Origin of the sequence: Micromonospora sp. NPDC050686, from assembly GCF_040654475.1 — a bacterium.
GTDB lineage: Bacteria > Actinomycetota > Actinomycetes > Mycobacteriales > Micromonosporaceae > Micromonospora.
This window is the reverse complement of record NZ_JBFAID010000004.1, coordinates 15,692-38,698: the sequence shown is the minus strand read 5'-3', so window position 1 is coordinate 38,698 and position 23,007 is coordinate 15,692. Positions and strand designations below refer to the sequence as shown.

The 23,007-nt window shown below is 74.1% G+C and carries 20 protein-coding genes; 10 read left to right on the top strand and 10 right to left on the bottom strand.

The annotated features are described in order from the left end of the window. Window positions 1-37 precede the first annotated feature (37 nt). Window positions 38-1,513: a protein kinase gene (locus tag AB0H57_RS05385; RefSeq protein WP_357502926.1), complete on the top strand. Its 1,476-nt coding sequence runs from the start codon at window positions 38-40 to the stop codon at window positions 1,511-1,513. Between the two features lie 38 nt (window positions 1,514-1,551). On the opposite strand, the gene AB0H57_RS05380 is transcribed toward AB0H57_RS05385, so the two are convergent. The 8 genes from AB0H57_RS05380 to AB0H57_RS05345 all read right to left on the bottom strand — a co-directional run bounded on the left by AB0H57_RS05380 (window position 1,552) and on the right by AB0H57_RS05345 (window position 10,171). Further along, complete coding sequence (locus AB0H57_RS05380) at window positions 1,552-2,595, bottom strand: glycosyltransferase family 4 protein (protein WP_357503302.1); 1,044 nt, start codon at window positions 2,593-2,595, stop codon at window positions 1,552-1,554. Window positions 2,596-2,861: 266 nt separating this feature from the next. Continuing rightward, complete coding sequence (locus AB0H57_RS05375) at window positions 2,862-4,502, bottom strand: trypsin-like peptidase domain-containing protein (protein WP_357502924.1); 1,641 nt, start codon at window positions 4,500-4,502, stop codon at window positions 2,862-2,864. A gap of 62 nt (window positions 4,503-4,564) precedes the next feature. Beyond that, window positions 4,565-6,121 carry a HAMP domain-containing sensor histidine kinase gene (locus AB0H57_RS05370; protein ID WP_357502922.1) on the bottom strand — a complete coding sequence of 519 codons (1,557 nt, stop codon included), beginning with the start codon at window positions 6,119-6,121 and terminating at the stop codon, window positions 4,565-4,567. After that, the gene (locus tag AB0H57_RS05365; RefSeq protein ID WP_357502920.1) at window positions 6,118-6,819 is read right to left on the bottom strand and encodes a response regulator transcription factor; all 702 of its coding nucleotides are present in this window, start codon (window positions 6,817-6,819) and stop codon (window positions 6,118-6,120) included. Before AB0H57_RS05365 ends, AB0H57_RS05370 begins: the two co-directional genes overlap by 4 nt. 86 nt (window positions 6,820-6,905) lie before the next feature. Further along, on the bottom strand, window positions 6,906-7,517 hold the full coding sequence (locus AB0H57_RS05360; RefSeq protein WP_357502918.1) for a PadR family transcriptional regulator: 612 nt from the start codon (window positions 7,515-7,517) through the stop codon (window positions 6,906-6,908). Beyond that, on the bottom strand, window positions 7,514-8,347 hold the full coding sequence (locus tag AB0H57_RS05355) for a DUF4097 family beta strand repeat-containing protein (RefSeq protein ID WP_357502916.1): 834 nt from the start codon (window positions 8,345-8,347) through the stop codon (window positions 7,514-7,516). Before AB0H57_RS05355 ends, AB0H57_RS05360 begins: the two co-directional genes overlap by 4 nt. A 124-nt stretch (window positions 8,348-8,471) precedes the next feature. Continuing rightward, the gene (locus AB0H57_RS05350; RefSeq protein WP_357502914.1) at window positions 8,472-9,398 is read right to left on the bottom strand and encodes a lysophospholipid acyltransferase family protein; all 927 of its coding nucleotides are present in this window, start codon (window positions 9,396-9,398) and stop codon (window positions 8,472-8,474) included. Continuing rightward, window positions 9,395-10,171: a GNAT family N-acyltransferase gene (locus AB0H57_RS05345; RefSeq protein WP_357502912.1), complete on the bottom strand. Its 777-nt coding sequence runs from the start codon at window positions 10,169-10,171 to the stop codon at window positions 9,395-9,397. Before AB0H57_RS05345 ends, AB0H57_RS05350 begins: the two co-directional genes overlap by 4 nt. Before the next feature lie 166 nt (window positions 10,172-10,337). Here AB0H57_RS05345 and AB0H57_RS05340 point away from each other — a divergent pair, with 166 nt between their 5' ends. The 5 genes from AB0H57_RS05340 (at window position 10,338) to AB0H57_RS05320 (ending at window position 17,270) form a co-directional block, all read left to right on the top strand. After that, entirely contained in the window at window positions 10,338-10,997 is a 660-nt protein-coding gene (locus tag AB0H57_RS05340) for a hypothetical protein (protein WP_357502910.1), read from the top strand. A gap of 231 nt (window positions 10,998-11,228) precedes the next feature. Beyond that, a complete protein-coding gene (locus tag AB0H57_RS05335) occupies window positions 11,229-12,167 on the top strand; it encodes an ABC transporter ATP-binding protein (protein WP_357502908.1) in 939 nt (312 codons plus the stop codon). Beyond that, complete coding sequence (locus AB0H57_RS05330) at window positions 12,164-12,997, top strand: ABC transporter permease (RefSeq protein ID WP_357502906.1); 834 nt, start codon at window positions 12,164-12,166, stop codon at window positions 12,995-12,997. The genes AB0H57_RS05335 and AB0H57_RS05330 overlap by 4 nt, the downstream gene beginning before the upstream one ends. 250 nt (window positions 12,998-13,247) lie before the next feature. Next, on the top strand, window positions 13,248-17,012 hold the full coding sequence (locus AB0H57_RS05325; protein WP_357502904.1) for a multifunctional oxoglutarate decarboxylase/oxoglutarate dehydrogenase thiamine pyrophosphate-binding subunit/dihydrolipoyllysine-residue succinyltransferase subunit: 3,765 nt from the start codon (window positions 13,248-13,250) through the stop codon (window positions 17,010-17,012). A 78-nt stretch (window positions 17,013-17,090) separates the two neighbouring features. After that, on the top strand, window positions 17,091-17,270 hold the full coding sequence (locus AB0H57_RS05320; RefSeq protein ID WP_222955751.1) for a DUF6104 family protein: 180 nt from the start codon (window positions 17,091-17,093) through the stop codon (window positions 17,268-17,270). A gap of 20 nt (window positions 17,271-17,290) precedes the next feature. On the opposite strand, the gene AB0H57_RS05315 is transcribed toward AB0H57_RS05320, so the two are convergent. Next, complete coding sequence (locus AB0H57_RS05315) at window positions 17,291-17,878, bottom strand: TetR/AcrR family transcriptional regulator (protein WP_357502902.1); 588 nt, start codon at window positions 17,876-17,878, stop codon at window positions 17,291-17,293. Between the two features lie 49 nt (window positions 17,879-17,927). Between AB0H57_RS05315 and AB0H57_RS05310 the strand changes: the two genes are divergently transcribed. From AB0H57_RS05310 to AB0H57_RS05300, 3 genes are all read left to right on the top strand, one after another. Continuing rightward, window positions 17,928-18,431 carry a GNAT family N-acetyltransferase gene (locus AB0H57_RS05310; protein ID WP_357502900.1) on the top strand — a complete coding sequence of 168 codons (504 nt, stop codon included), beginning with the start codon at window positions 17,928-17,930 and terminating at the stop codon, window positions 18,429-18,431. A gap of 76 nt (window positions 18,432-18,507) precedes the next feature. Continuing rightward, window positions 18,508-20,583, top strand: coding sequence for a phosphate acetyltransferase (gene pta, locus AB0H57_RS05305; RefSeq protein ID WP_357502898.1), 2,076 nt, complete (start codon window positions 18,508-18,510; stop codon window positions 20,581-20,583). Beyond that, window positions 20,580-21,701 carry an acetate kinase gene (locus tag AB0H57_RS05300; RefSeq protein WP_357502896.1) on the top strand — a complete coding sequence of 374 codons (1,122 nt, stop codon included), beginning with the start codon at window positions 20,580-20,582 and terminating at the stop codon, window positions 21,699-21,701. The genes pta and AB0H57_RS05300 overlap by 4 nt, the downstream gene beginning before the upstream one ends. Window positions 21,702-21,741: 40 nt before the next feature. On the opposite strand, the gene AB0H57_RS05295 is transcribed toward AB0H57_RS05300, so the two are convergent. Then, entirely contained in the window at window positions 21,742-21,912 is a 171-nt protein-coding gene (locus AB0H57_RS05295) for a hypothetical protein (RefSeq protein ID WP_357502894.1), read from the bottom strand. A 157-nt stretch (window positions 21,913-22,069) separates the two neighbouring features. On the opposite strand from AB0H57_RS05295, the gene AB0H57_RS05290 reads away from it, so the two are divergent. Beyond that, entirely contained in the window at window positions 22,070-22,963 is an 894-nt protein-coding gene (locus AB0H57_RS05290) for an alpha/beta hydrolase (RefSeq protein WP_357502892.1), read from the top strand. The last annotated feature ends 44 nt before the right edge of the window (window positions 22,964-23,007 follow it).

The following is a 23,007-nucleotide window of genomic DNA, read 5'->3' as shown; positions in this document are numbered from 1 at the left end:
CTGGTACGGCTCCCACACCCAGGCAGGTGCGATCCCCATGGCAGCAGCACTGGACGCCGGCGACCTGCTGGCCCGGCGGTACCGGCTGATCGACCAGATCGGCGCCGGTGGCATGTCGGTGATCTGGCGGGCCCGCGACGAGGTGCTGGACCGGGTGGTCGCGCTGAAGGTCCTCGCCCCGTCGCTGGCCGCCGACGCCCGGTTCCGGGACCTGGTCCGGGAGGAGGCCCGGTCGGCCGCGCAGCTGGTCCACCCGCACGTGACGTCGGTGCACGACTACGGGGAGGCGCTGGCGCCGGACGGCAGCATCACCGCGTTCGTGGTGATGGAGCTGCTCACCGGCGAGGCCCTGGAACGCCGGCTGACGGAGGGGCCGCTGCCCTGGCCGGCGGCGGTGGAGCTGGGCGCCCAGGTGGCCGAGGCACTGGCCGCCGCGCACCGGCTGGGCGTCGTGCACCGGGACATCACCCCGGCCAACGTCATGCTCACCTCGGTCGGGGCGAAGGTCCTCGACTTCGGCATCGCCACCCAGATCGGGGCACCGGACGACGACGAGGACGGCGGCACGTTCGGCACCCCGGCGTACGTGGCGCCGGAGCGGCTGGACGGGGTGCCGGCCCAGCCGGCCGCCGACGTCTATTCGCTGGGCGTGCTGCTGTACCAGACCCTGACCGGCCGGGTGCCGTACCCGGCGGACACCTGGGAGCAGCTCGCGGAGGCGCTGCGCCAAGGCGCGCCGGAGCCACCGGACGTACCCGGGCTGCCGCCGGCGGTGGCCGGGGTCTGCGCCCGCTGCCTGGTCCGCGACCCGCACGACCGGCCCACCGCCCGGCAGGTGGCCGCGGCGCTGCGCGACCAGCTCCTGCCGGCCGACCCGCAGGCCGCGACGATGCTGGCCCCGACCATCACCCTGCCGCTGACGCCGCGACCGGCGGCCGACGCGCCGCCCGCCGACGGCCCGGACCCGGACCGGTCGGCCGCCCCCGGGTCGCAGCCGGACGCGCCCCCGCCGACCGGCCGCCGGTGGGCGCGGCCAGCGCTGGTGGCGGGGGTCGGGCTGGCCGCCGCGCTGGCGCTCGCCGCGCCGGCACTGCGCCCGGACCGGATCGCGCCCGTGGTGGCGCCGACCGCCGGGCCCGCGACGGCGTCGCCCGCGCCGGCCGCCACCTCGACCGCGCCGGCCGGGAATCCGCCACCGGCGACCGCCCCGCGGCCGTCCACGGTGGCTCCGCTGCCCGGGCCGGAACACCTGGTCGAGGTGGCTGCCCGGGTGGAGGGGCTGATCGGCGACGGGGTGAGCACCGGTGCGATCCGCGACGACGTCGGCCTGGACCTGCGCAACGAGCTGCGCAACCTGACCACCGCGGTGGGCGACGGGCGGGCCGACCCGGCCTTTCCGGTGGCGCGGCTGCGCGAGAAGGTGACCGTCCGCCTCCGCGAGGGCGCGATCACCCCGGAGTACGCCCGGCAGCTCGACACCGCGATCGCGGCCCTCGGCGCCGCCCGGGTCTGACCCGGGCGTCCACCGTCGCCGCCGCGTGCCGGCCGGGGTCAGCGGGCGGCGACCGGCTCCCGGATCGGCCCCACCAACGCCTGCCTCCGGTAGACCTCCGCGTAGCCCTCGGCCATCCGCTCGGTGGAGAAGTGCTCCGCCACGTGCGCCACGCAGGCCGCCGGCTCAAGCCGGTCCACCGCCCGCAGCGCCGCGGGCAGCTCGTCCGCCGTGGCGCAGATCAGCCCGGTCACGCCGGGGCGGACCACCTCCGGCACGGCGCCCCGGTGCAGCGCCACCACCGGCGTACCGGTCGCCATGGCCTCCACCATCACCATGCCGAAGGGCTCCTCCCACTGGATCGGCATGATCAGGCAACGCGCGTCGAGCAGCATCCGCAGCGTCTCCTGGCGGTCCGCGTTGAGCACCACGTCCACGTCCTCGCCCAGCAGCGGCGAGACGACCTGCTCGTAGTAGCGCCGCTCGGCCGGCTCGTTGCACTTGCCGGCGAGGGTCAGCGGCAGCCCGGCCGCCCGGCACGCCCGGATCGCCACGTCGGGGCCCTTGTCGGGGCTGAACCGGGCCAGCCAGAGCACCGGCCCACGGCCCGGGCTCCGCTTGTGTGGGATCTCCCGTACGTCCAGCGCGTTGTGCACGGTGCCGACCCAGGGCAGCCCCGGGTTGGCCCGGCGCTGCGCGTGCGAGATGGCCACCAGGCCCACCCCGTGGTCGGTGTCGCTGAGCACGTCGCCGTACTCGCCCACCGGGTTGCCGTGCACGGTCGCCACCGTCGGCACCGTACGCCGGCCGGCCACCAGCGGCCCGATGGTGGTGTGGTCGTGCACCACGTCGAAGTCGGCCGGCCCGACCAGCTGCCGGACCCGGGCGAGGTGCGCCAGTTCGGGCAGCGACTCGCCGAGCCGGTCGTACTGGAGCTCGGGCACGGTGGAGACGAACCCGGCCGGGGTGCCGTGGCGCTCGCCGGCGCCGAACACGGTCACCGTGTGGCCGTGCCCGACCAGGGCCTCCACCAGGCCGGCCACCACCTGCTCCAGCCCGCCGTACCCGGGCGGCGGGACCGTCAGCCAGGGCGGGACGACCATCGCGATCCGCAGCGGCCGTTCGCGGGCATGGTCGGACGGTCGGTGGTGCGCGGCCACGAGTCCTCCCCGGTGGGTGAAGGTGCTCGGGGCGCATTCCCTGCGCGGATGCCGGCAAACGGCGCTCAGCCCGGCGGGACCGGGCAGAAAGCGGGTGGCGGGTGACGAGCCAACCCCCTTGGCCCGTCACCCGCCACCCGGAGGAAAGAGCGACAGCACCAACCCCCTTGGCCCGTCACCCTTCCGCTCCAGAAGGGAAGCAGTTGTCGTTATGACGTCTCGGCGAGCGTCACGGTTGCCGTCTGGGACGAACCGTTCCGCTTGAATTCCATCCGCACCTTGTCGCCGACCTTGCCGGCCTGTACGGCACCGACCAGATCGTCCGAATCGTTGATCATCTGGTCGCCGAACTTGGTGATCACGTCGCCGCGCTGGAGGCCGGCCTTCTCGGCCGCGCTGCCCGGCACGACGCCGGCGACGAGCGCTCCGCCGCCCTCGGCCCCGTTGACCTGGACCCCGAGGGACGGGTGGCTGACCTTCTCGCCGCGCTGGAGCTTGCCCGCGACGTCCTTGGCCTTGTTGCTCGGGATGGCGAAGCCGACCCCGATGTTGCCCGTGCTGCCCTGCCCGGCGGTGGCGATCGCGGTGTTGATGCCGATCACCTCGCCACGGGTGTTGACCAGCGCGCCGCCTGAGTTGCCGGGGTTGATCGGGGCGTCGGTCTGCAACAGGCCGGAGATCGAGCTGGCGCCCTGCCGGGGGTCCTGCTGCTGTCCGCCCTCGCCGGCCTGGATGGTCCGGTCCCGGGCGCTGAGGATGCCGGCGGTGACCGAACCCTGCAGGCCGAGCGGGCTGCCCAGGGCGAGCACCTGGTCGCCGACCTGCATGGCGTCGCTGTCGCCGAACTTGGCCGCCTTGAGGCCGCTGACCCCGCCGGCCTTGACCACGGCCAGGTCGGTCTTCGGGTCGGTGCCCACGATCTCGGCCGTGGTGGACTTGCCGTCGGCGAAGACCACCCGGACCTTGCCCCCGGTGGCCGAGGCGACCACGTGGTTGTTGGTGAGCACGAAGCCGTCGTCGCTGAGGATCACCCCGGAACCCTCACCGCTGTCCGTCATGATCGAAACGACGCTGTCCTGCACCGCTGCCGCGATCTTCGGCAGGTCGGCGCCGTTGATCACCGGGGCGGCGGTGTAGGTACGGGTGCTCCCGCCGTTGCCGCCCACGGCGAGCGCGAGCGCGCCGCCGGCCACGCCGGAGCCGAACATCAGCGCCAGCACGGCCACCCCGGCGCCGACGAACTTGGCCGCCCGTCCGGGGCGGTGCTGCTGCGGTCCCTGCGCCCACGGCGGCACCGGCCCGCCCGCGTACGGCTGGCCGGGGTAGCCGGACTGCCCGGCCGGGGCGGGCTGGCCGGGCTGCCCCGCCCAGCCGGACTGCTGCTGCCCCGGGTACCAGGGCGCACCGGGATAACGGCCGGCGGCCGGCGGCTGGCCGTACGGGGAGCCGGCGTACCCGTGCGCGCCGTACGGCCCGGAGGTCGGCGCGGCCGCCGGGTAGCCGGAGGTGGGCGCGGCGGCCGGGGCCGCCGGGTATTCGGTGGTTGACGCGTGGCCCGGGAACGGCGAGGTCGGCGCGTCGCCAGGGGCCGCCGGGAACGCCGAGGTCGGCGCGTCCGCCGGAGCGGCCGGGTACGCCGAGGTCGGCGCGTCGCCGGAGCCGGGGGGCGGGGCCGGCGCGAAGCCCGGGACGGTGGGGTCGACCTGGCCGGCGCCGGTGGCCGTCGGGTCACCGGGGGCGGTGGAGGAGTCGGCCTGGCCGCGCTCGGCGCGGGCCTCGGCGGTGGGGTGCGACGGCTCGGCGTCGGTGGGGCCCGGCCGGCGCTGCGGGTCGGTCTCGTACTCGCTCATGGATACACCTTCCCTCCCGGCTCTGCGATCCGCCTGGAATCCACCTGAATGTTCGCTGAGGGTCACTCGTTGCCCCGCTCCGTGTCGGGCACCAGCGGCAGCCGTACCCGGAAGGTGGCGCCGCCGCCCGGGGTCTCCGCCGCCTCCACGGTGCCCCAGTGGGCCGCCACCAGGGCGGCGACGATGGCCAGCCCGAGGCCGGTGCTGGTCACGCCGGCCGCCCGCCGGGTCCGGGCCTTGTCCGCCCGGTAGAACCGCTCGAAGACCCGTTCGGTCTGCTCCGGGGTGAGGCCGGGGCCGGTGTCGGCCACCTCGACCACCGCCAGGTTGCCCGGCTCGGCGCGCAACCGCAGCACGACCGCGGCCTCCGGCGGGGTGTGGGTGAGCGCGTTGGTCATCAGGTTGCCGATCACCTGGCGCAGCCGGGCGTCGTCCCCGTACACCACCAGCGGGCCGGCACCGGGTTCGATCTCCAACTCGATGTGCCGGTCCGGCGCGACCACCCGGGCCGCCTCCACGGCGTCGCTGGCGAGCACCGGCAGCTCCACCGGCGCGAGCGACAGCGGGCGCTCCCGGTCCAGCCGGGCGAGCAGCAGCAGATCCTCGACGAGCAGCCCCATCCGGGCCGCCTCGTCCTCGATCCGGCGCAGCAGGTCACCGGTCTGCTCCGGCTCGCGGGCCGCGCCCTGCCGGTACAGCTCGGCGAAGCCGCGGATCGTGGTCAGCGGCGTACGCAGTTCGTGCGACGCGTCCGCGATGAACTGCCGCATCCGCTCCTCGGACCGGCGGGACCGGGCCTCGGACGCCTGCGCCGCCACCGCGGCCTCCCGGGCGCCCGCCTCGGCCGAACGCGCGGCGGCCTCCGACGCGGCCCGGGCGGTGAAGGCCGCCTCGATCTGGGTCAGCATCGCGTTCAGCGCCCGCGACAGCCGGCCCAGTTCGGAGGTGGCGCAGACCTGCCCCTCCTCCGGGTCGGGCACCCGGCGGCTGAGGTCGCCGCCGGCGATGGCGGCGGCGGTACGTTCGATCTCCACCAGCGGCTTGAGGCTGGTCCGGACGATCGCCGCGCCGATCGAGGCGAGCAGGATGAGCACCGCGCCGCCGACCAGGAGGTCTATCCAGACCAGCCGCTTGACGGCCAGGTCGATGACGGTCAGGTGCTGCCCCACCGCCAGCACGCTGCCGTCGGGCAGCGGGGAGTACAGCATCCGCCAGCGGGACCGCCCGTCGACGGACCGGACGGTGAAGGGGTCGCCCTCCAGGCGGGCGAAGTCCCGCATCTGGGTCGGTAGCCGGGGCAAGTCGTCGGCGGTCAGGTTGGCCTGGTCGTAATCCGGGCCGCGCACCTGGCCCGGCTCGGCGAGCACCACGACGTAGTCGCTGGGCAGCGTGGCGTTGACCTGCCTGGAGCGGAGCGCGGGCAGCAGCGTCTCGACCGACTGGGTGGTGCCCTTCAGCTCCCCGTCCACCTGCCCGACCAGGTACTCCCGCAGGAAGTACGTGGTCAGCGAGCTGATCACCACCAGCGCCGCGGCGACCAGGGCCAGCACCGCGGCGACCAGCTTGACCCGCAGCGGTACGCCCCGCAGTCGCCCCTTGGCCTCCGCGACGACGCTCACGCCGCCGGCTTGCGCAGCACGTACCCCACGCCGCGAAGCGTGTGGATCAGCCGGGGTTGGGTGTTGTCGACCTTGCGGCGCAGGTACGAGATGTACGACTCGACGATGTTGTCGTCGCCGCGGAAGTCGTAGTTCCAGACGTGGTCGAGGATCTGCGCCTTGGACAGCACCCGGTTGGCGTTGAGCATCAGGTAGCGCAGCAGCTTGAACTCGGTCGGGGACAGCTGCACCCGCCGCCCGGCCCGGTGCACCTCGTGGGTCTCCTCGTCCAGCTCCAGGTCGGCGAAGGTGAGCCGGGACGGGGCCTGCTCCCCGCTGGCCGTGCGGCGTAGCACGGCGCGGATCCGGGCGGTCAGCTCCTCCAGGCTGAACGGCTTGGTGACGTAGTCGTCGCCGCCCAGCGTCAACCCACGGATCTTGTCGTCGGTGGCGTCCCGGGCGGTCAGGAAGACCACCGGGGTACGCGTACCGCCCTCGCGGAGCATCCGGATCACCTCGAAGCCGTCGAGGTCGGGCAGCATCACGTCGAGTACGACGAGGTCGGGTCGGTGGTCCTTGGCGGTGCTCAGCGCCGCGCTGCCGCTCGTGGCGGTCGCCACGTCGAAGCCCGCGAAGCGCAGGCTCGCGGAGAGCAGTTCGAGGATGTTGGGATCGTCCTCGACGACGAGCAGTCGCGCCTCGGTCTGGGTAGCGGCCATGGGCCCATCATCTCTGCCCTCGCTGCACCGGCGCTGGGCGCTTCCTGAAAAGACCCTGTGAGCTGCCCGACGACCGTTCGCCGAGGTCAGCGCAGCAGCCGGCGCAGCCCGTCCAGCGCCCCGTCGAGGAGCCGGATGGCCGTACGCAGCTGGGTGTCGCTGAGGCCGCGGGCGCGCACCAGCGCGCTCACCTCGACGGTGAAGGCGGCCAGTTTCTGGTCGAACTCGCCGAGCAGCGGCGTGTCGGCCGCCGGCTGCGGGCGGGGTGCGGCCGCCCGGCTCGGCGGCGCCCACCCGGCCCGCCGGGTCTGCCGGGCCGCCTCCCGCAGCTCCTGCTTGAGGTCGCGCACCGAGCCGCGCACCTCGTCCTGGATCTCGCCGGCCAGGCCGGAGAGGTCCTCGATCGAGGCGGCGATGTCCGATTCCAGGGCGGTCACCTCGCCGGAGCGCTGGTGCAGCTCGGCCCGCCCCGCCTCGGTGATCCGGTAGACCTTCCGCCCACCGGCGGCGGTGTGCTCGACCAGCCCCTCGGCCTCCAGCCGGGCCAGCCGGGGATAGATCGTGCCGGCGCTCGGGGCGTACAGGCCGAGGAAGCGGTCCTCCAGCCGGCGGATCAGCTCGTAGCCGTGCTTGGGCCCGTCGTCGAGCAGTTTGAGCAGATAGAGCCGGAGCCGCCCGTGACTGAACACGGCCGTCACGGCAGCTCCTCGAGGTCCTCGGCGGCCGCCACCGGTCGGGACAGCAGGGCGACGCTGCCGGAGGTGGCGGAGGCCCAGAGCTTACCGGTGCCCGCGCCGAGCACCCCGTGGCTGTCCCGGACCCCGGGGAAGCCCGACCCACCGAGCTGCGGGAAGCCGCTGGTGATCCGGCCGGAGGTGGTCATCAGCCGGACCGCGAGGTCGCTGTCCTCCCGGACCCGCACGGTGATGCTGCCGGAGATCGCCGTCAGCCGGATGTCGCTGCCCCGCGGGTTGTCCAGGTCGCAGGTGATGGCGCCGGAGACGGTGCTGGCGTTCACCCGGTCGGCCGTGCTGTCGGCGAGGATCACCTCGCCGGAGACGGTGTCCAGGTTGAGGTCGCCGCCCACGCCGAGCGCCTCGACCGGCCCGGAGACGATCCGGGCCGAGGTGCTGCCGCGCAGCCCCATCAGGGTGATCCGGCCGGAGGTGACGTCCACCCGGGTCTGGCCGCGCAGCCCGGAGGCGACCAGCGCGCCGTCCACGAGTCCCAGGTCGGCCCGTACGTCGGCGGGGACGGCCACGGAGACGTCCGCGTGGAACCGCCGGCCGAGCTGGCCCAGCCACCAGAGCACCCCCGGCCACTTCGGCCGGCGGGGGTGGCGGACGGTCAGCCGGCCGTCGCGCAGCTCGACCAGGATCGGGCGGCTGCTGACCCGGGTCACGTCCACCCGGGCCGGCCCGTCCGTGCTGACCACGTTGAGCCGCCCGCTGATCAGGCTCACGTCCAGGACGGTGACCGGCTCGTCCAGCGTGATCCGCTGCGGCCCCTCGACGGTCCAGTTGGGCATGGCGCGCCTCCCTCGGCGACGCGCCCCGACGGCGCGTCCGACGGGATGAGCATAACGCGATACATCGCGACTCAACAAGACTGTCGCGAGTGGCGGACCGTCGGGTGGTCGGCCCGCCGGTAACTCAGGCGGCCAGGTCCAGCTCCCCGGCCGACGGCTGGCCCGTCGGTGCCGGGACCTTCGCCCCCGCCGCCGGCCCACGCCGTGCCGTCCGGACGACCAGCGGAGCACCGACCAGGTGGACCGCGGACTCCGCCGCGCGGGCGAGCACCCGGCGGTCGGCCCCGGCGACCGGATGCAGCGCGCCCGCGACGGAGACCGAAACAGTCAGGTCCGCCGCGGCCAGCACCCGGCGGACCGAACGCCAGAGGGTCTCGTCGCCGACGAAGGCGGCCAGCGCCGAGGGGGCGCCGGCGACCGGGTGCCGGTAGCCGATCCGCACCGGCACCACCGGCGCCCCGGCGTCGATCGCCGCCTGGAACATCGCGGGCCGGAACCCGCCGCGTGGACGGCAGCCGGCCCGGCCGCCGCACCAGGTCGTACCCTCCGGGAAGACCGCGACCGGGCGACCGGCGCGCAGCGCGGCGGCGACCCGGTCCACCGTCTCCGGCAGCGAACGGGGCCGGGCCCGGTCCACCCAGACGGTGCCCGCCGCCGACGCCAGCGCGCCCACCAGCGGCCAGCCCCGCACCTCGCGCTTGGCCACCATCCGCGCCGGCCGGACCGCCAGCAACGCCAGGATGTCCAGCCAGGAGACGTGGTTGGCCACCAGCAGGGCCGGCCGCCGGGGCAGCCGCCCCGCCCGGACCAGCCGCACGCCGAAGGCGCGCAGCGTGCCGCACGCCCAGGCCCGCACCGCGGCCGACCGCTCCCGGCCGGGCAGCACCGGCAGCAGCGCGGCCAGCACCGCCCCGGCCAGCAGCATCCCGAGTACGGCCAGCAGCCGGCCGGCCCGCCGGGCGACCGGGACCCTCGCCGCCTTGCCCGGCGCCGGCAGGCAGTCCGGGCCGCAGCCCGACGAGGGCCGCCACGGATCGGTCGGGACGCTCACCGCTGCGCCCCGCCCAGAAAGTGCCGCAGGTAGCGGGGGTTCATCCGGTCCAGCGAGAGCAGCACGTAGAAGTCGGCCACCCGGAAGTCCGGGTCGTACGCCGGCTGTCCGCAGACCCAGGCGCCCAGCCGCAGGTAGCCGCGGAGCAGCGGCGGGATCAGCTCGCGGGCCCCGGCGGGGTCGACCGGCTTCCCGCCCCCGGTGGGCGCCTCGGCGAACCACGGCCGGCGGGGGCGGACCCGCAGCGGCGGCGGGGCCAGGTGCCGGTCCCGCGCCCGGGCCCAGACCGCCTCGACCGCCCGGCCGCCGTCGGCCACCGGCACCGAGGCGCAGCCGCCCAGCCAGCGGGACCCGCGCAGGTGCAGGTAGCGGGCCAGGCCGGCCCACATCAGGTTGATCACCGCGCCGGAGCGGTGCTCGGGGTGCACGCAGGACCGGCCGGTCTCGACCAGGTCGTCGCGGAGCGGGTCGAGCGCGGCGAGGTCGAACTCGCCGTCGGCGTACCGGCGGTCGGTCCGCCCCGGCGGCAGCAGCCGGTACGTGCCGACCACCGCCCCGGTGCGCTCCTCGCGCACGATCAGGTGGTCGCAGTGGGCGTCGAACTCGTCCCGGTCCAGCCCGGCGGGGCCGTCGCCCAGCCGGGCACCGAGCTCGGTGGCGAACACCTCGTGGCGCAGCCGTTGCGCGGCCGCGACCAGGGTCGGGTCGTCGGCGATCAGGAGGGTGTAACCGCTGGTCGTCAGGGGTGCGCCGGCGGCATGCAGGACAGCCATGCGTTCTGTGTAAGGGGCGCGGGTTGCCAGCCCTTGGCGCAAGGAAGGGCCCTCGGTTAACGCTTCCGGTAGAGCAGGGGCCCCCGCTCAACACTCCGGCCCCGGGTGCGAAGCTGCCGGGACGGGCCGGCAGGGAAGCCGGGCCGGGCACCGGGGGAGGTAACTGATGCTGATCGAGGCCCGCTTCAACGGACCGCCCGGCTCGGGCAACGGCGGTTGGAGCGCCGGGATCATCGCCGCCGGGGCGGGCCTGGCCCACGGGCCCGCCGAGGTCACCCTGCGCCGGCCGCCGCCGCTGGACACCCCGCTCACCCTGGCCGACGGTACGGTGCACGACCCGGACGGCACGGTGGTCGCGCAGGTCGCCCCGGTGCCCGGCTTTCCGGCCGAGGTGCCGCCGGTGGACCGAGCGACCGCCGAGGCCGCCGCGACCGCGTACCCCGGGCTGGTGGACCACCCCTTTCCCGGCTGCTACGTCTGCGGCCCGGAACACCCGGCGGGGTTGCGGATCTTTCCCGGGCGGCTGCCGGACGGCCGGACGGCGGCCCCGTTCCGGGCCCCGGCGGACGTGGCGCCGGCGACGGTCTGGGCCGCCCTGGACTGCCCCGGCGGCTGGGCGGTGATCGCCCCCGGCCGGCCGTACGTGCTGGGCCGCCTCGCGGTGGTCGTCGACCGGCTGCCCGAGCCGGGCGACGAGTGCGTCGTGGTCGGCGCGGCGGTCGGCGGGGAGGGCCGCAAGGCGCAGGTCCGCTCCGGCCTGTACGGCCCGGACGGCACCCTGCTGGGGCACGCCCGCGCCACCTGGATCGCCCTGCCGCCGTCGTGACGCCGGGGACCCGGCCGGCCGGCGCCGGGCGGGCTCGCCCCGACCGGCCGGGACGGATCCGCCCGGTCCCGGGTCATCCCTGAGGATGATCCCCTCCTGCCCACGGCGGATACGGCGGTAGGGACCGCGCCTGATTGACCAGGTTGCGCCGGCTTGCCAGGCTGTGCTGCGGCGCCCCCGCAACGGCGTCGTACACCGGCGCGCCTCCGCGCCGCCCACGATGGGAGAAGGATGTCTGACGGGCAGCGAAGCCCCACCACCGGCGACGGCCAGATCGTGGTCACCGGCCTGACCAAGCAGTACAAGAACCTCCGGGCGGTGGACGACCTGTCCTTCGCCGTCCAGCCCGGGCGGGTGACCGGTTTCCTCGGGCCGAACGGCGCCGGCAAGACCACCACGCTGCGCATGCTGCTGAACCTGGTCACGCCGACCAGCGGCACGGCCACCATCGACGGCCAGCGGTACGCCGACCTGACGGAGCCGTTGCGGCACGTCGGCGCGGTGCTCGAGGCGTCCAGCGCGCACAAGGGCCGGACCGGCCTCAACCACCTGCGGGTGGTCTGCGCGGCGGCCGGGCTGCCCGCGCGGCGGGCCGACGAGGTGCTGGACATGGTCGGCCTGACCCCGGCCGCGAAGCGGAAGTTCAAGGGCTACTCGCTGGGCATGAAGCAGCGGCTCGGGATCGCCGCGGCGATGCTCGGCGACCCGCGGGTGCTGATCCTCGACGAGCCGGCGAACGGCCTCGACCCGGAGGGCATCCGGTGGATGCGCGGCTTCCTCAAGGGGCTGGCCGGGCAGGGCCGTACGGTGCTGGTCTCCAGCCACCTGCTCTCCGAGATGCAGCTGCTCGCCGACGACGTGGTGATCATCGCGGCCGGCAAGCTGGTCCGGCAGGGGCCGGTAACCGAGGTGATGAACTCGATGACCCAGGGCGGCCGGGTCCGGGTACGCACCCCGCAGGTCGAGGAGCTGACCGTGGCGCTGCGCGAGCTGCCTGCCACGGTCACCCCGGACGGGCAGGGTGGGCTGTTGATCGACGGGGTGGACGCCCCGACGGTCGGCCGGGCCGCCCTCGGCGCCAAGGTGGAGCTGCACGAACTGACCTCGGAACGGCCCGACCTGGAGCGGGTGTTCCTGGATCTGACGGCCGGAAAGGCGGGCATCCGATGAACCTCGTCCGGTCCGAAATTCTCAAGATCCGTACGACCAACACGTGGTGGCTGTTCGGCCTGGGCGCGCTGGTGACCCTGGCGCTGGCCTTCCTGGTCAATGCGGTCAACGCGAACTTCTCGCTGACCACCGCGCCGCCCACGGACGGGCTGCCGGAGGGCCAGGCCGCCCAGATCGAGGCCGCCGCGAGCGAGCTCTACCAGGCGGCGAACCTGTTCACCTCGGGGCAGTACTTCGGGCTGCTCTTCGTGCTGCTGCTCGGCATCATCCTGGTGACCAACGAGTTCTACCACCAGACCGCGACCACCACCTTCCTCACCACTCCGCAGCGGTCGGTGGTGGTGCTGGCGAAGCTGGTCACCGCGGCCCTGTTCGGCGCGCTGTTCTGGCTGGTGACCACGGTGCTGACCGTGCCGGCCACGCTGCTCTACTTCAGCGCCAAGGGCTGGGACGCGCACTTCGGCGACTGGGACATCACCCGGGCCATCCTGCTCAACCTGCTCGCGTACGTGCTGTGGGGCATCTTCGGCGTCGGGTTCGGCGTGCTGATCCGCAGCCAGATCGGGGCGACCATCACCGCGGTGGTGCTCTACCTGGTCGGCACCACCGCGGCGAACCTGGTCTTCTTCCTGCTCCAGCAGCAGTTCGGCTGGGACTGGATCAGCAAGCTGGCGGTGATCGTGCCGTCCACCGCGTCGCAGCTGATGATCAGCGGCACCGAACTGCCGGGCAACCCGCCGCAGTGGGTCGGGGCGGTCGTCCTGATCGCGTACGCGGTGGTGACCGGGGCCATCGGCACGTTGATCATGCGGCGGCGGGACATCGCCTGATCCGTCCGGCCGGTGGCGTTTCGTCGCCACCGGCCGGACGCGGGCCCAGGACGGGGCCTAGCAGCCGGCCGAGGCCGCTGCGCTGGTTTGCGAATTTCTGGCGTCTTCTGTGAAACGCAACACCGGCCGGAGGCGAGAATGCCTGCGCCGATGGCACGGCGTAGCCTGGGGCCGTTACCCATCGCCCGTTGACGGCGAGGGCGGACACCGCGTGACACACAAACCCGCGTGAAAGAGGCGATTACCGGCCGTGTCGACCCAGCAGACTTCGCAGGAGAACCCACTGGCGGGTTTCGGTCCGAACGAGTGGATCGTCGAGGAGATGTACCAGCGCTACCTCAACGACCCCACGAGCGTCGATTCGGCCTGGCACGAATTCTTCGCCGACTACCGGCCGGCGCCGGGAGCCGCCACGCCGCGCCCCGCCGACGGGCAGCCCGCCCCGGCCGCCAAGCCAGAACCGGCCGAGCAGCAGGAGGCGGTCGCCTCGGTCGCCCAGGCCCCGGCCGCCGCGCCGGCGCCGGCCGCGAAGCCGGCCGCCGCCCCGGCGCCGAAGGCCGCGCCGGAAAAGAAGGCCGCGCCCGCGAAGCCGGCCGCCAAGCCGGCCCCGGCCGCCAAGGCCGCCCCGGCGAAGCCGGCCGCCAAGGCACCGACGGCCAGCGCCGCCGGCACCACCCCGCTGCGCGGCGTGGCCGCCAAGATCGTCCAGAACATGGACGCCTCGCTCGCCGTCCCGACCGCCACCAGCGTGCGCTCGGTGCCGGCGAAGCTGCTGGTCGACAACCGCATCGTGATCAACAACCACCTCACCCGCGGCCGCGGCGGCAAGGTCAGCTTCACCCACCTGATCGGGTACGCGCTGGTCCGGGCGGTGGTCGAGCACCCGGAGATGAACAACTCCTTCGCCGAGGTCGACGGCCGGCCGGCGATGGTCCGCCCGGAGCACGTCAACCTGGGCATCGCCATCGACCTGGTCAAGCCGGACGGCTCCCGCAACCTGGTGGTGCCCTCCATCAAGGCCTGCGAGCAGATGGACTTCCGGCAATTCTGGCAGGCGTACGAGGACGTGGTCCGGCGTGCCCGTCGCAACGAGCTGACCATGGAGGACTACGGCGGCACCACCATCTCGCTGACCAACCCGGGCGGCATCGGCACGGTGCACTCGATCCCGCGCCTGATGCAGGGGCAGAGCGCCATCATCGGCGTCGGCGCGATGGAGTACCCGGCGCCGTACCAGGGCATGAGCGAGGCGACCCTGGCCGAGCTGGCGGTCAGCAAGATCATCACGCTGACCAGCACGTACGACCACCGGATCATCCAGGGCGCCCAGTCCGGCGAGTTCCTCAAGGTGATGCACGAGCTGCTGCTCGGCGAGCGGGGCTTCTACGACGAGATCTTCACCTCGCTGCGCATCCCGTACGAGCCGGTGCGCTGGATGCGGGACGTGGCGGTCGACTCCGAGGGCCAGATCAACAAGACCGCCCGGGTGCACGAGCTGATCCACGCGTACCGGGTGCGCGGCCACCTGATGGCCGACACCGACCCGCTCGAGTTCAAGATCCGCAAGCACCCGGACCTGGACGTCCTCCAGCACGGGCTGACCCTGTGGGACCTGGACCGGACCTTCCCGGTGAACGGCTTCGCCGGCCGGCAACGGATGAAGCTGCGCTCGATCCTCGGCGTGCTGCGCGACTCGTACTGCCGCCGGGTCGGCATCGAGTACATGCACATCCAGGACCCGGAGGAGCGGCGCTGGATCCAGGAGCGGGTCGAGCGCAAGTACGAGAAGCCCGCCGCGGACGAGCAGAAGCACGTGCTCAACCGGCTCAACGCGGCCGAGGCGTTCGAGACCTTCCTGCAGACCAAGTACGTCGGGCAGAAGCGCTTCTCGCTGGAGGGCGGCGAGTCGCTGATCCCGCTGCTGGGCGAGGTGCTGGAGTCCTCCGCCGAGGCCGGGCTGGACGAGGTCGTCATCGGCATGGCCCACCGCGGCCGGCTCAACGTGCTGGCCAACATCGTCGGCAAGCCGTACGAGAAGATCTTCTCCGAGTTCGAGGGGCACCTCGACCCGCGCTCGACGCAGGGCTCGGGCGACGTGAAGTACCACCTCGGCCAGAACGGCAAGTTCACCACCCCGGACGGCGAGCACGCGGTCAAGGTGTCGGTGGTGGCGAACCCGTCACACCTGGAGGCCGTCGACCCGGTGCTGGAGGGCATAGTCCGGGCCAAGCAGGACCGGATCGACCTCAAGCTGGAGGGCTACACCGTGCTGCCGCTGGCGGTGCACGGTGACGCCGCCTTCGCCGGCCAGGGCGTGGTCGCCGAGACGCTCAACCTGTCGCAGCTACGCGGCTACCGCACCGGCGGCACCGTGCACGTGGTGGTCAACAACCAGGTCGGCTTCACCACCGCCCCGGAATACAGCCGGTCCAGCCTCTACAGCACCGACGTGGCCCGGATGATCCAGGCACCGATCTTCCACGTCAACGGCGACGACCCGGAGGCCGTGGTCCGGGTGGCCCGGCTGGCCTTCGAGTACCGGCAGGCGTTCAACAAGGACGTCGTGATCGACATGGTCTGCTACCGCCGGCGCGGGCACAACGAGGGCGACGACCCGTCGATGTCCAACCCCCAGATGTACAAGATCATTGACTCGAAGCGCTCGGTCCGCAAGCTCTACACCGAGGAGCTGATCGGCCGCGGGGACATCACCGTGGAGGACGCGGAGGAGCTGCTGCGCGACTACCAGGCGCAGCTCGAGCGGGTCTTCAAGGCCACCCGGGACGCCGCCTCGTCGCCGAAGCAGCCGGCCCGGCAGCGGCGCGAGGCCGAGCCGGAGCCCCAGGTCGAGACCGCCACCGAGGCGTCGGTGCTCAAGGCGGTCGGCGAGGCCCACGTCAACCTGCCGGAGGGCTTCACCCCGCACAAGCGGATCCAGCAGTTGCTGGAGCGGCGCCGGAAGATGTCCGTCGAGGGCACCATCGACTGGGGCTTCGGCGAGATCATCGCGTTCGGGTCGCTGCTGCACGACGGGGTCACCGTCCGGCTCGCCGGGCAGGACTCCCGCCGCGGCACCTTCGTCCAGCGGCACGCCTCGGTGGTCGACGCCAAGACCGGCGACGACTACCTGCCGCTGCAGTCGCTCACCGCCGACGGCGAGCGGTCCCGCTTCTTCGTGCACGACTCGCTGCTCAGCGAGTACGCGGCGATGGGCTTCGAGTACGGCTACTCGGTGGAGAACATCAACGCGCTGGTGGCCTGGGAGGCCCAGTTCGGCGACTTCGTCAACGGCGCCCAGTCGGTGATCGACGAGTTCATCTCCTCCGGCGAGGTGAAGTGGGGCCAGCGCTCCGCGGTCACCCTGCTGCTGCCGCACGGTCACGAGGGCCAGGGCCCGGACCACACCTCCGGCCGCCCGGAGCGGTTCCTCCAGCTCTGCGCCGAGGACAACATGCGGGTGGCCATCCCGACCACCCCGGCGAACTACTTCCACCTGCTGCGCCGCCAGGCGCTGTCGCCCAAGCGCAAGCCGCTGGTGGTGTTCACGCCGAAGTCCCTGCTGCGGCACAAGCTCTGCGTCTCGCCGGTCGAGGACTTCACCACCGGCACGTTCCAGCCGGTGCTCGCCGACTCCGGCGCCCCGGCGCCGAAGCAGGTGAAGCGGGTGCTGCTCTGCTCGGGCAAGGTCTACTACGACCTGTTCCAGGCCCGGCAGGAGCGGGGCGTCACCGACACCGCGATCCTCCGGATGGAGCAGCTCTACCCGCTGCCGGTCGAGGAGATCCGGGCCGCCCTGGCGCAGTACCCGAACGCCGAGGACTTCGCCTGGGTGCAGGAGGAACCGGCCAACCAGGGCGCCTGGTCGTTCGTCGCGCTCAACCTGTTGGAGCACCTGAGCGACGTCCGGCTGCGTCGCATCTCCCGCCCCGCCGCGGCCGCCCCGGCCGTCGGCTCGGCCAAGATGCACGAGGTCGAGCAGACCGCGCTGATCGAGGCGGCCCTCCCCCGCCCGTGACCTGACGGACACCACCCGGCCCGTCCCTTCCGAGGGGCGGGCCGGATCGCGTAGCGGCAAGACTTGGAGAGGACGGACATGTACTTCACCGACCGCGGGATCGAGGAGCTGGTCGAGCGCCGGGGCGAGGAGCAGGTCAGCGTGGAGTGGCTCGGCGAGCGGCTGCGTGACTTCGTCGACCTGAACCCGGAGTTCGAGACCCCGATCGAGCGTTTCGCCACCTGGCTCGCCCGGCTGGACGACGAGGACGACGAGTAGGCCGGCGACGCCGGCCAGGGTTACCGGGCCGGCGCCCGGATCAGGCTCAGGTACCGTTCGACGACCGCCGTCGCCCGCTCGGCGTCGCCGGTGGCCAGCAGGTCGAGCAGGGCGCCGCGCAGCAGCGCCAGGCCGAGCGACGGGTCCGTGTCGCCGGCGTCATGACCGCTGCCGGCCTCGCCGTGGACGCCGGCCAGCAGGCCGAGCCAGTCCTCCACCGTCTGCCGGGCGAAGCCCGCCCAGGGCCCGTCCGGCTCGTTCAGCGAGCGGGCGTACGCCTGAAGCCAGAGGACCAGCATGGGGCGGTGCGCCGGGTCCACGAGCCAGCCCCAGATCGCCCGCACCGTCGCGGCGAGGTCGTCGTGCCCGCCCGCCTCCCGGGCTCGGTGCAGCGCTGCCAGCTCGTCGGCGCGGGCCCGGGCGAGCAGGGCACGGATCAGCTCGTCCTTGGAGCCGAAGAGGAAGAGCAGTACCCGGGGGCTGGACCCGATGGCGGCGGCGAGCGGACGCAGCGACAGCTCCGTCAGCCCGTGCTCCAGCGCGTAGCGGTAGGCCCGTTCGGTGAGTTCGTCCCGGCGGGCGCTGGGGGGTCGCTCATGCTGGGTCACAGCGCTACTCTGCCACTGAAACGACCGTTTCAGTCGGGAGGGGTGCTCGATGGGTTCCGACGTTCTCGTCCGTCCGCTGGGCCACCCTGGCGACCTGGGCTGGGTGGTGATGGCCCACGGCGAGGTGTACGCCGCCGAGTTCGGCTGGGACACCAGCTTCGAGGCGCTCGTGGCCCGGATCGTGGCCGACTACGCCGCCGGCCATGACCCGGCCCGGGAGGCCGCCTGGATCGCCGAGATCGACGGCGAGCGGGTGGGCTGCGTCTTCTGCGTGGCGGCCGACGAGCGGACGGCCCAGCTCCGGATCCTGCTGGTGGACCCGGCAGCCCGGGGACGCCAGGTCGGCGGCCGGCTCGTCGACGAATGCCTCACCTTCGCCCGGCGGGCGGGTTACCCCCGGATGCGGCTCTGGACCAATCACCCCCTGGTCGCGGCCCGCCGGATCTATCTGTCCCGCGGCTTCCGGCTGATCCAGGAGGAACCCCACCACAGCTTCGGCGCGGACCTGACCGGGCAGGTGTACGAGCGGGAGCTGGGGCCGGCCGGCGGGTGAGCCGGCCGCGGGAGGGCCCGCCGACCCCGGGCGAAGGACCCGGGCGGCGGACACGGCGATCTTGTAGCGTGAGGTCGTGGCGCGCAGCGTGTACCTGACCAGCGTCGGTTCCGGCGGCGGAAAGTCGACAATCGCACTCGGCCTGGCCGAGCTGCTCTCCCGCCAGGTCGAGCGGATCGGCGTGTTCCGCCCGCTGGTCTCCGACCACGCCCCCGACCAGATCCTCACCCTGCTCACCGACCGGTACCGGGTCGAGCTGCCCGCCGCGCAACTCGCCGGCACCAGCTACGCCGAGGCGACCGCGCTGGTCGCCGAGGGGCGGCGGGAGGAGCTGATCACCCGGATCGTCGAGCGCTACCGGGAGGTCGAGCGGCGCTGCCCGGCCGTGGTGGTGGTCGGCAGCGACTTCGCCGACGGCGGGGACGGCGCGGGCCCCCGCGAGCTGGCCTTCAACGCCCGGCTGGCCACCGAGTTCGGCAGCGTGGTGGTGCCGGTGGTGGACGGCTTCGGGCAGCGCCCGGAGGCGATCGCGGCGGCGCTGCGCGGGGCGTACCACGATCTGGCGGACCTGGGCGCCACGGTGCTGGCGGTGATCGCCAACCGGGTGCCGGAGCCGATGGCGCTGCCCGAGCTGCCGGTGCCCGCGTACGCGATCCCGGAGGTGCCGGCCGTGTCGGCGCCGACGGTGGCCGAGGTGGCGGCGGCGCTCGGCGCCACCCTGCTGGCCGGCGACGACACCGCGCTGGGCCGGGACGTGCTCGACTACGTCGTCGGCGCGGCGCACGTGCCGACGCTGCTCGACCACCTGACCGACGGCGCCCTGGTGATCACCCCCGGGGACCGGGCCGACCTGCTGGTCGCGGCGAGCGCCGCGCACGTGGCCGGGCAGGTGTCGGTGGCCGGGCTGGTGCTCACCCTCGGCGAGCAGCCGGACCCCCGGGCGATGCGCCTGGTCGAGGGGCTCAACACCGGGCTCGCGGTGCTCTCCGTGCCCAGCGACAGCTACGACACGGTGGCGGCGTCCAGCCGGATCGAGGGGCGGCCCGGCGCGGCCAACCCGCGCAAGGTGGAGGCGGCGCTCGGCGCCTTCGAGGCGAACGTGGACACCGTCGACCTGGCCCGGCGGCTGCGGGTCAGCCGCTCGGAACGGGTCACCCCGCTGATGTTCGAGTACGACCTCATCGACCGGGCCCGGGCCGCCCGGCGCCGGCTGGTGCTGCCCGAGGGCGGCGAGGAACGGATCCTGCGCGCCGCGGAGGTGCTGCTCCGGCGGGGCGTGGCCGACCTGACCCTGCTCGGCCGTCCCGACGACATCGCCCGGCGCACCCGGGAGCTGAGCGTCGACATCTCCGGCGCCGAGGTCGTCGACCCGGTGACCAGCGAGTGGCGCGACAAGTTCGCCGAGGCGTACGCGAAGCTCCGGGAGCACCGGGGCATGACCGTCGAGCTGGCCCACGACGTGGTGGCCCAACCCAACTACTTCGGCACCATGATGGTGGCCACCGGGCGTGCCGACGGCATGGTCTCCGGGGCCACCCACACCACGGCGGCCACCATCCGCCCCGCCTTCGAGATCATCCGTAACGTGCCGGGCGTGTCGGTGGCCTCCAGCGTCTTCTTCATGCTGCTCGCCGACCGGGTGCTGGTCTACGGCGACTGCGCGGTCAACCCGGACCCGGACGCCGCCCAGCTCGCCGACATCGCCATCTCCTCGGCGGACACCGCCGCCCGGTTCGGCATCGAGCCCCGGGTGGCGATGCTGTCGTACTCGACCGGGGACTCGGGCTCCGGCGCCGACGTGGAGAAGGTCGCGGCGGCCACCGAGCTGGTCCGGGAACGCCGGCCGGACCTGCTGGTCGAGGGGCCTATCCAGTACGACGCGGCGATCGACCCGCAGGTGGCGGCCACCAAGCTGCCGGAGAGCCCGGTGGCGGGGCGGGCGACGGTCTTCATCTTCCCGGACCTGAACACCGGCAACAACACGTACAAGGCGGTGCAGCGCTCGGCGGGCGCGGTGGCCGTCGGGCCGGTGATGCAGGGCCTGCGGCGGCCGGTGAACGACCTGTCCCGCGGGGCCACCGTCCCCGACATCGTCAACACCGTGGCGATCACGGCCATCCAGGCGGCCGGGACGCCGGAGGAGGGCTCGTGACCGACCGGGTGCTGGTGCTGAACTCCGGTTCGTCGTCGGTGAAGTACCGGCTGTACGACGACGAGGAGATCCGCGACAAGGGCATCGTCGAGCGGATCGGCGAGCCGGGCGGTGGGCCGGCGGACCACGCGGCGGCGGTACGCGAGGTGCTGGACCGGCTCGACCTCGCGGGACTGCGCGGGGTGGGGCACCGGGTGGTGCACGGCGGCCGGACGTTCAGCGAGCCGGTGCTGATCGACGAGCGGGTCTTCGCCGCGATCGAGGAGCTGGTGCCGCTGGCCCCGCTGCACAACCCGGCGAACCTGGCCGGCATCGTGGCGGCCCGGGAGGCGTTGCCGGAGGTGCCGCAGGTGGCCGTCTTCGACACCGCGTTCCACCACACGCTGCCCGAGGCAGCCGCCACCTACGCGATCGACCGGGAGACCGCCGAGCGGTACGGCATCCGCCGGTACGGCTTCCACGGCACCTCGCACGCGTACGTCTCCCGGCGCACCGCCGAGCTGCTGGACCGCCCGTACGGGGAGCTGAACGTCATCACCCTGCACCTGGGCAACGGGGCGAGCGCCTGCGCGGTCGCCGGCGGGCGCAGCGTGGCCACCTCGATGGGGATGTCACCGCTGGAGGGCCTCGTGATGGGCACCCGCAGCGGCGACCTGGACCCGGCCGTCGTCTTCCACCTGCGCCGCGAGGCCGGCATGGGGGTGGACGAGATCGACGACCTGCTCAACCACCGCAGCGGCCTGCTCGGGCTGGCCGGGGTGAACGACATGCGCGAGGTGCTGGACCGCCGCGCCGGCGGGGACGCCGCGGCGGCCCTCGCCTTCGACGTCTACTGCCGCCGGATCAAGGGCTATCTGGGCGCGTACTACGCGCTGCTGGGGCGGGTCGACGCGGTCGCCTTCACCGCCGGGGTGGGCGAGCACGCCGCCCCGGTCCGCGCCGCCTCCCTGGCCGGGCTGGAGCGGCTCGGGATCAGCGTCGACCCGGCGCGCAACGGCGGCGACGGGGACCGGGTGATCTCCCCCGACGGCGCGGAGGTGACGGTCTGCGTGATCGGCACGGACGAGGAGCGGGAGATCGCCCGGCAGACCCGGGCGGTCCTCGGCGCCCGAGGCTGACCGAACGGGCGTCGGGCACCGGCCGGACCGGCCGGGCGACTCAGGCCAGGGCGAGCCAGACAGCCACCGCGAGCAGAACCACGGCGGCGGCGACGCCACCGATGACCAGCGGGAGCCGCGACGGCGCCGGCGCGGCGGCGTCGTCCGGGGCGTGGGCGAAGGCACGGAACTGCGCGGTGTTGCCGCTCGGGTCGGTGAAGTTCTCAGACATGCGGTGACGATAACCAAGAACGTCGACCTGCACGGGACGCGCCGGGCCGAGCGCCGGCAGGTCCATCCGGCCGGCGGAGCTGGTCCGTCCGGGTGGTGGTGGTACCCGGTCCGGACGGTGGGGCCGGCCGGGACGGCGCGCGCCCTACCGTGAGGGCATGGGGGCGCAGCGGCTGGTGGCCGTGCTGTTGACGGCACTGCTGGCCGGCTGCGGGACGGCCACCGCCGCGTCCGGCGGCGGGACGCCCGGGCCGACCCGGCACGCCCCGGACGGGACGTACGACGTGGCGGTCCGGCAGTTGACCGTCGACCCGGGCAGCCGCCGGCCCCTGCCGCTCACCGTCTGGTACCCGGCGACGGCGGGACGGGTGGCCGCCGGGCGGTTCCCGGTGGTGCTCTACAGCCACGGCCTGCGCAGCCTGCCCGAACTCCACGCGGCGCTGACCACCCGGTGGGCCGCCGCCGGCTTCGTCGTCGCCGCGCCCACCTACCCCCGCACGAACCTGCGGGCCGCGCACTTCACCCGCGCCGACGTGCGCAACCAGCCCGCCGACGGCTGGCGGGTGATCCGCTACCTGGTACGCCTGGACGCCGCCCGGGGCGACCCGCTCGCCGGTCACCTCGACGTCAACCGGTTCGCCGCCGCCGGCCACTCCGCGGGCGGCTTCACCACGGCCGGCATGCTCACCTCCGGCCACTCGGCCCGGCTGCGGTCCGGCATCGTGATCGCCGGCGGTGGGCTGGCCGGCAGCTTCGCCGGGCCCGCCGCGCCGCTGCTGTTCGTGCACGGCAGCGCCGACCCGATCGTGGCCGAGTCGGTCGGCCGGGCCGCCTACGACCGGACGACGGGGCCCGCCGCGTTCCTGAGCCTCAGCGGCCAGGGGCACGGCGAATACCTGAGCCCCGGCCGTCCCGGCTTCGCCCAGGTCCTCGCCACCACCACCGACTTCCTCCGCTGGACGCTCTACGACGACCGGGCGGCCCGCCACCGGCTGCCCGCCGACGCCCGGCTGGCCGGCGTCACCAGCTTCGACAGCCGGCTGCGCAGCTGAGCCGCCCCCGGGGAGGCCGCTGACGCGCCCCTGGGAGGAGCCCC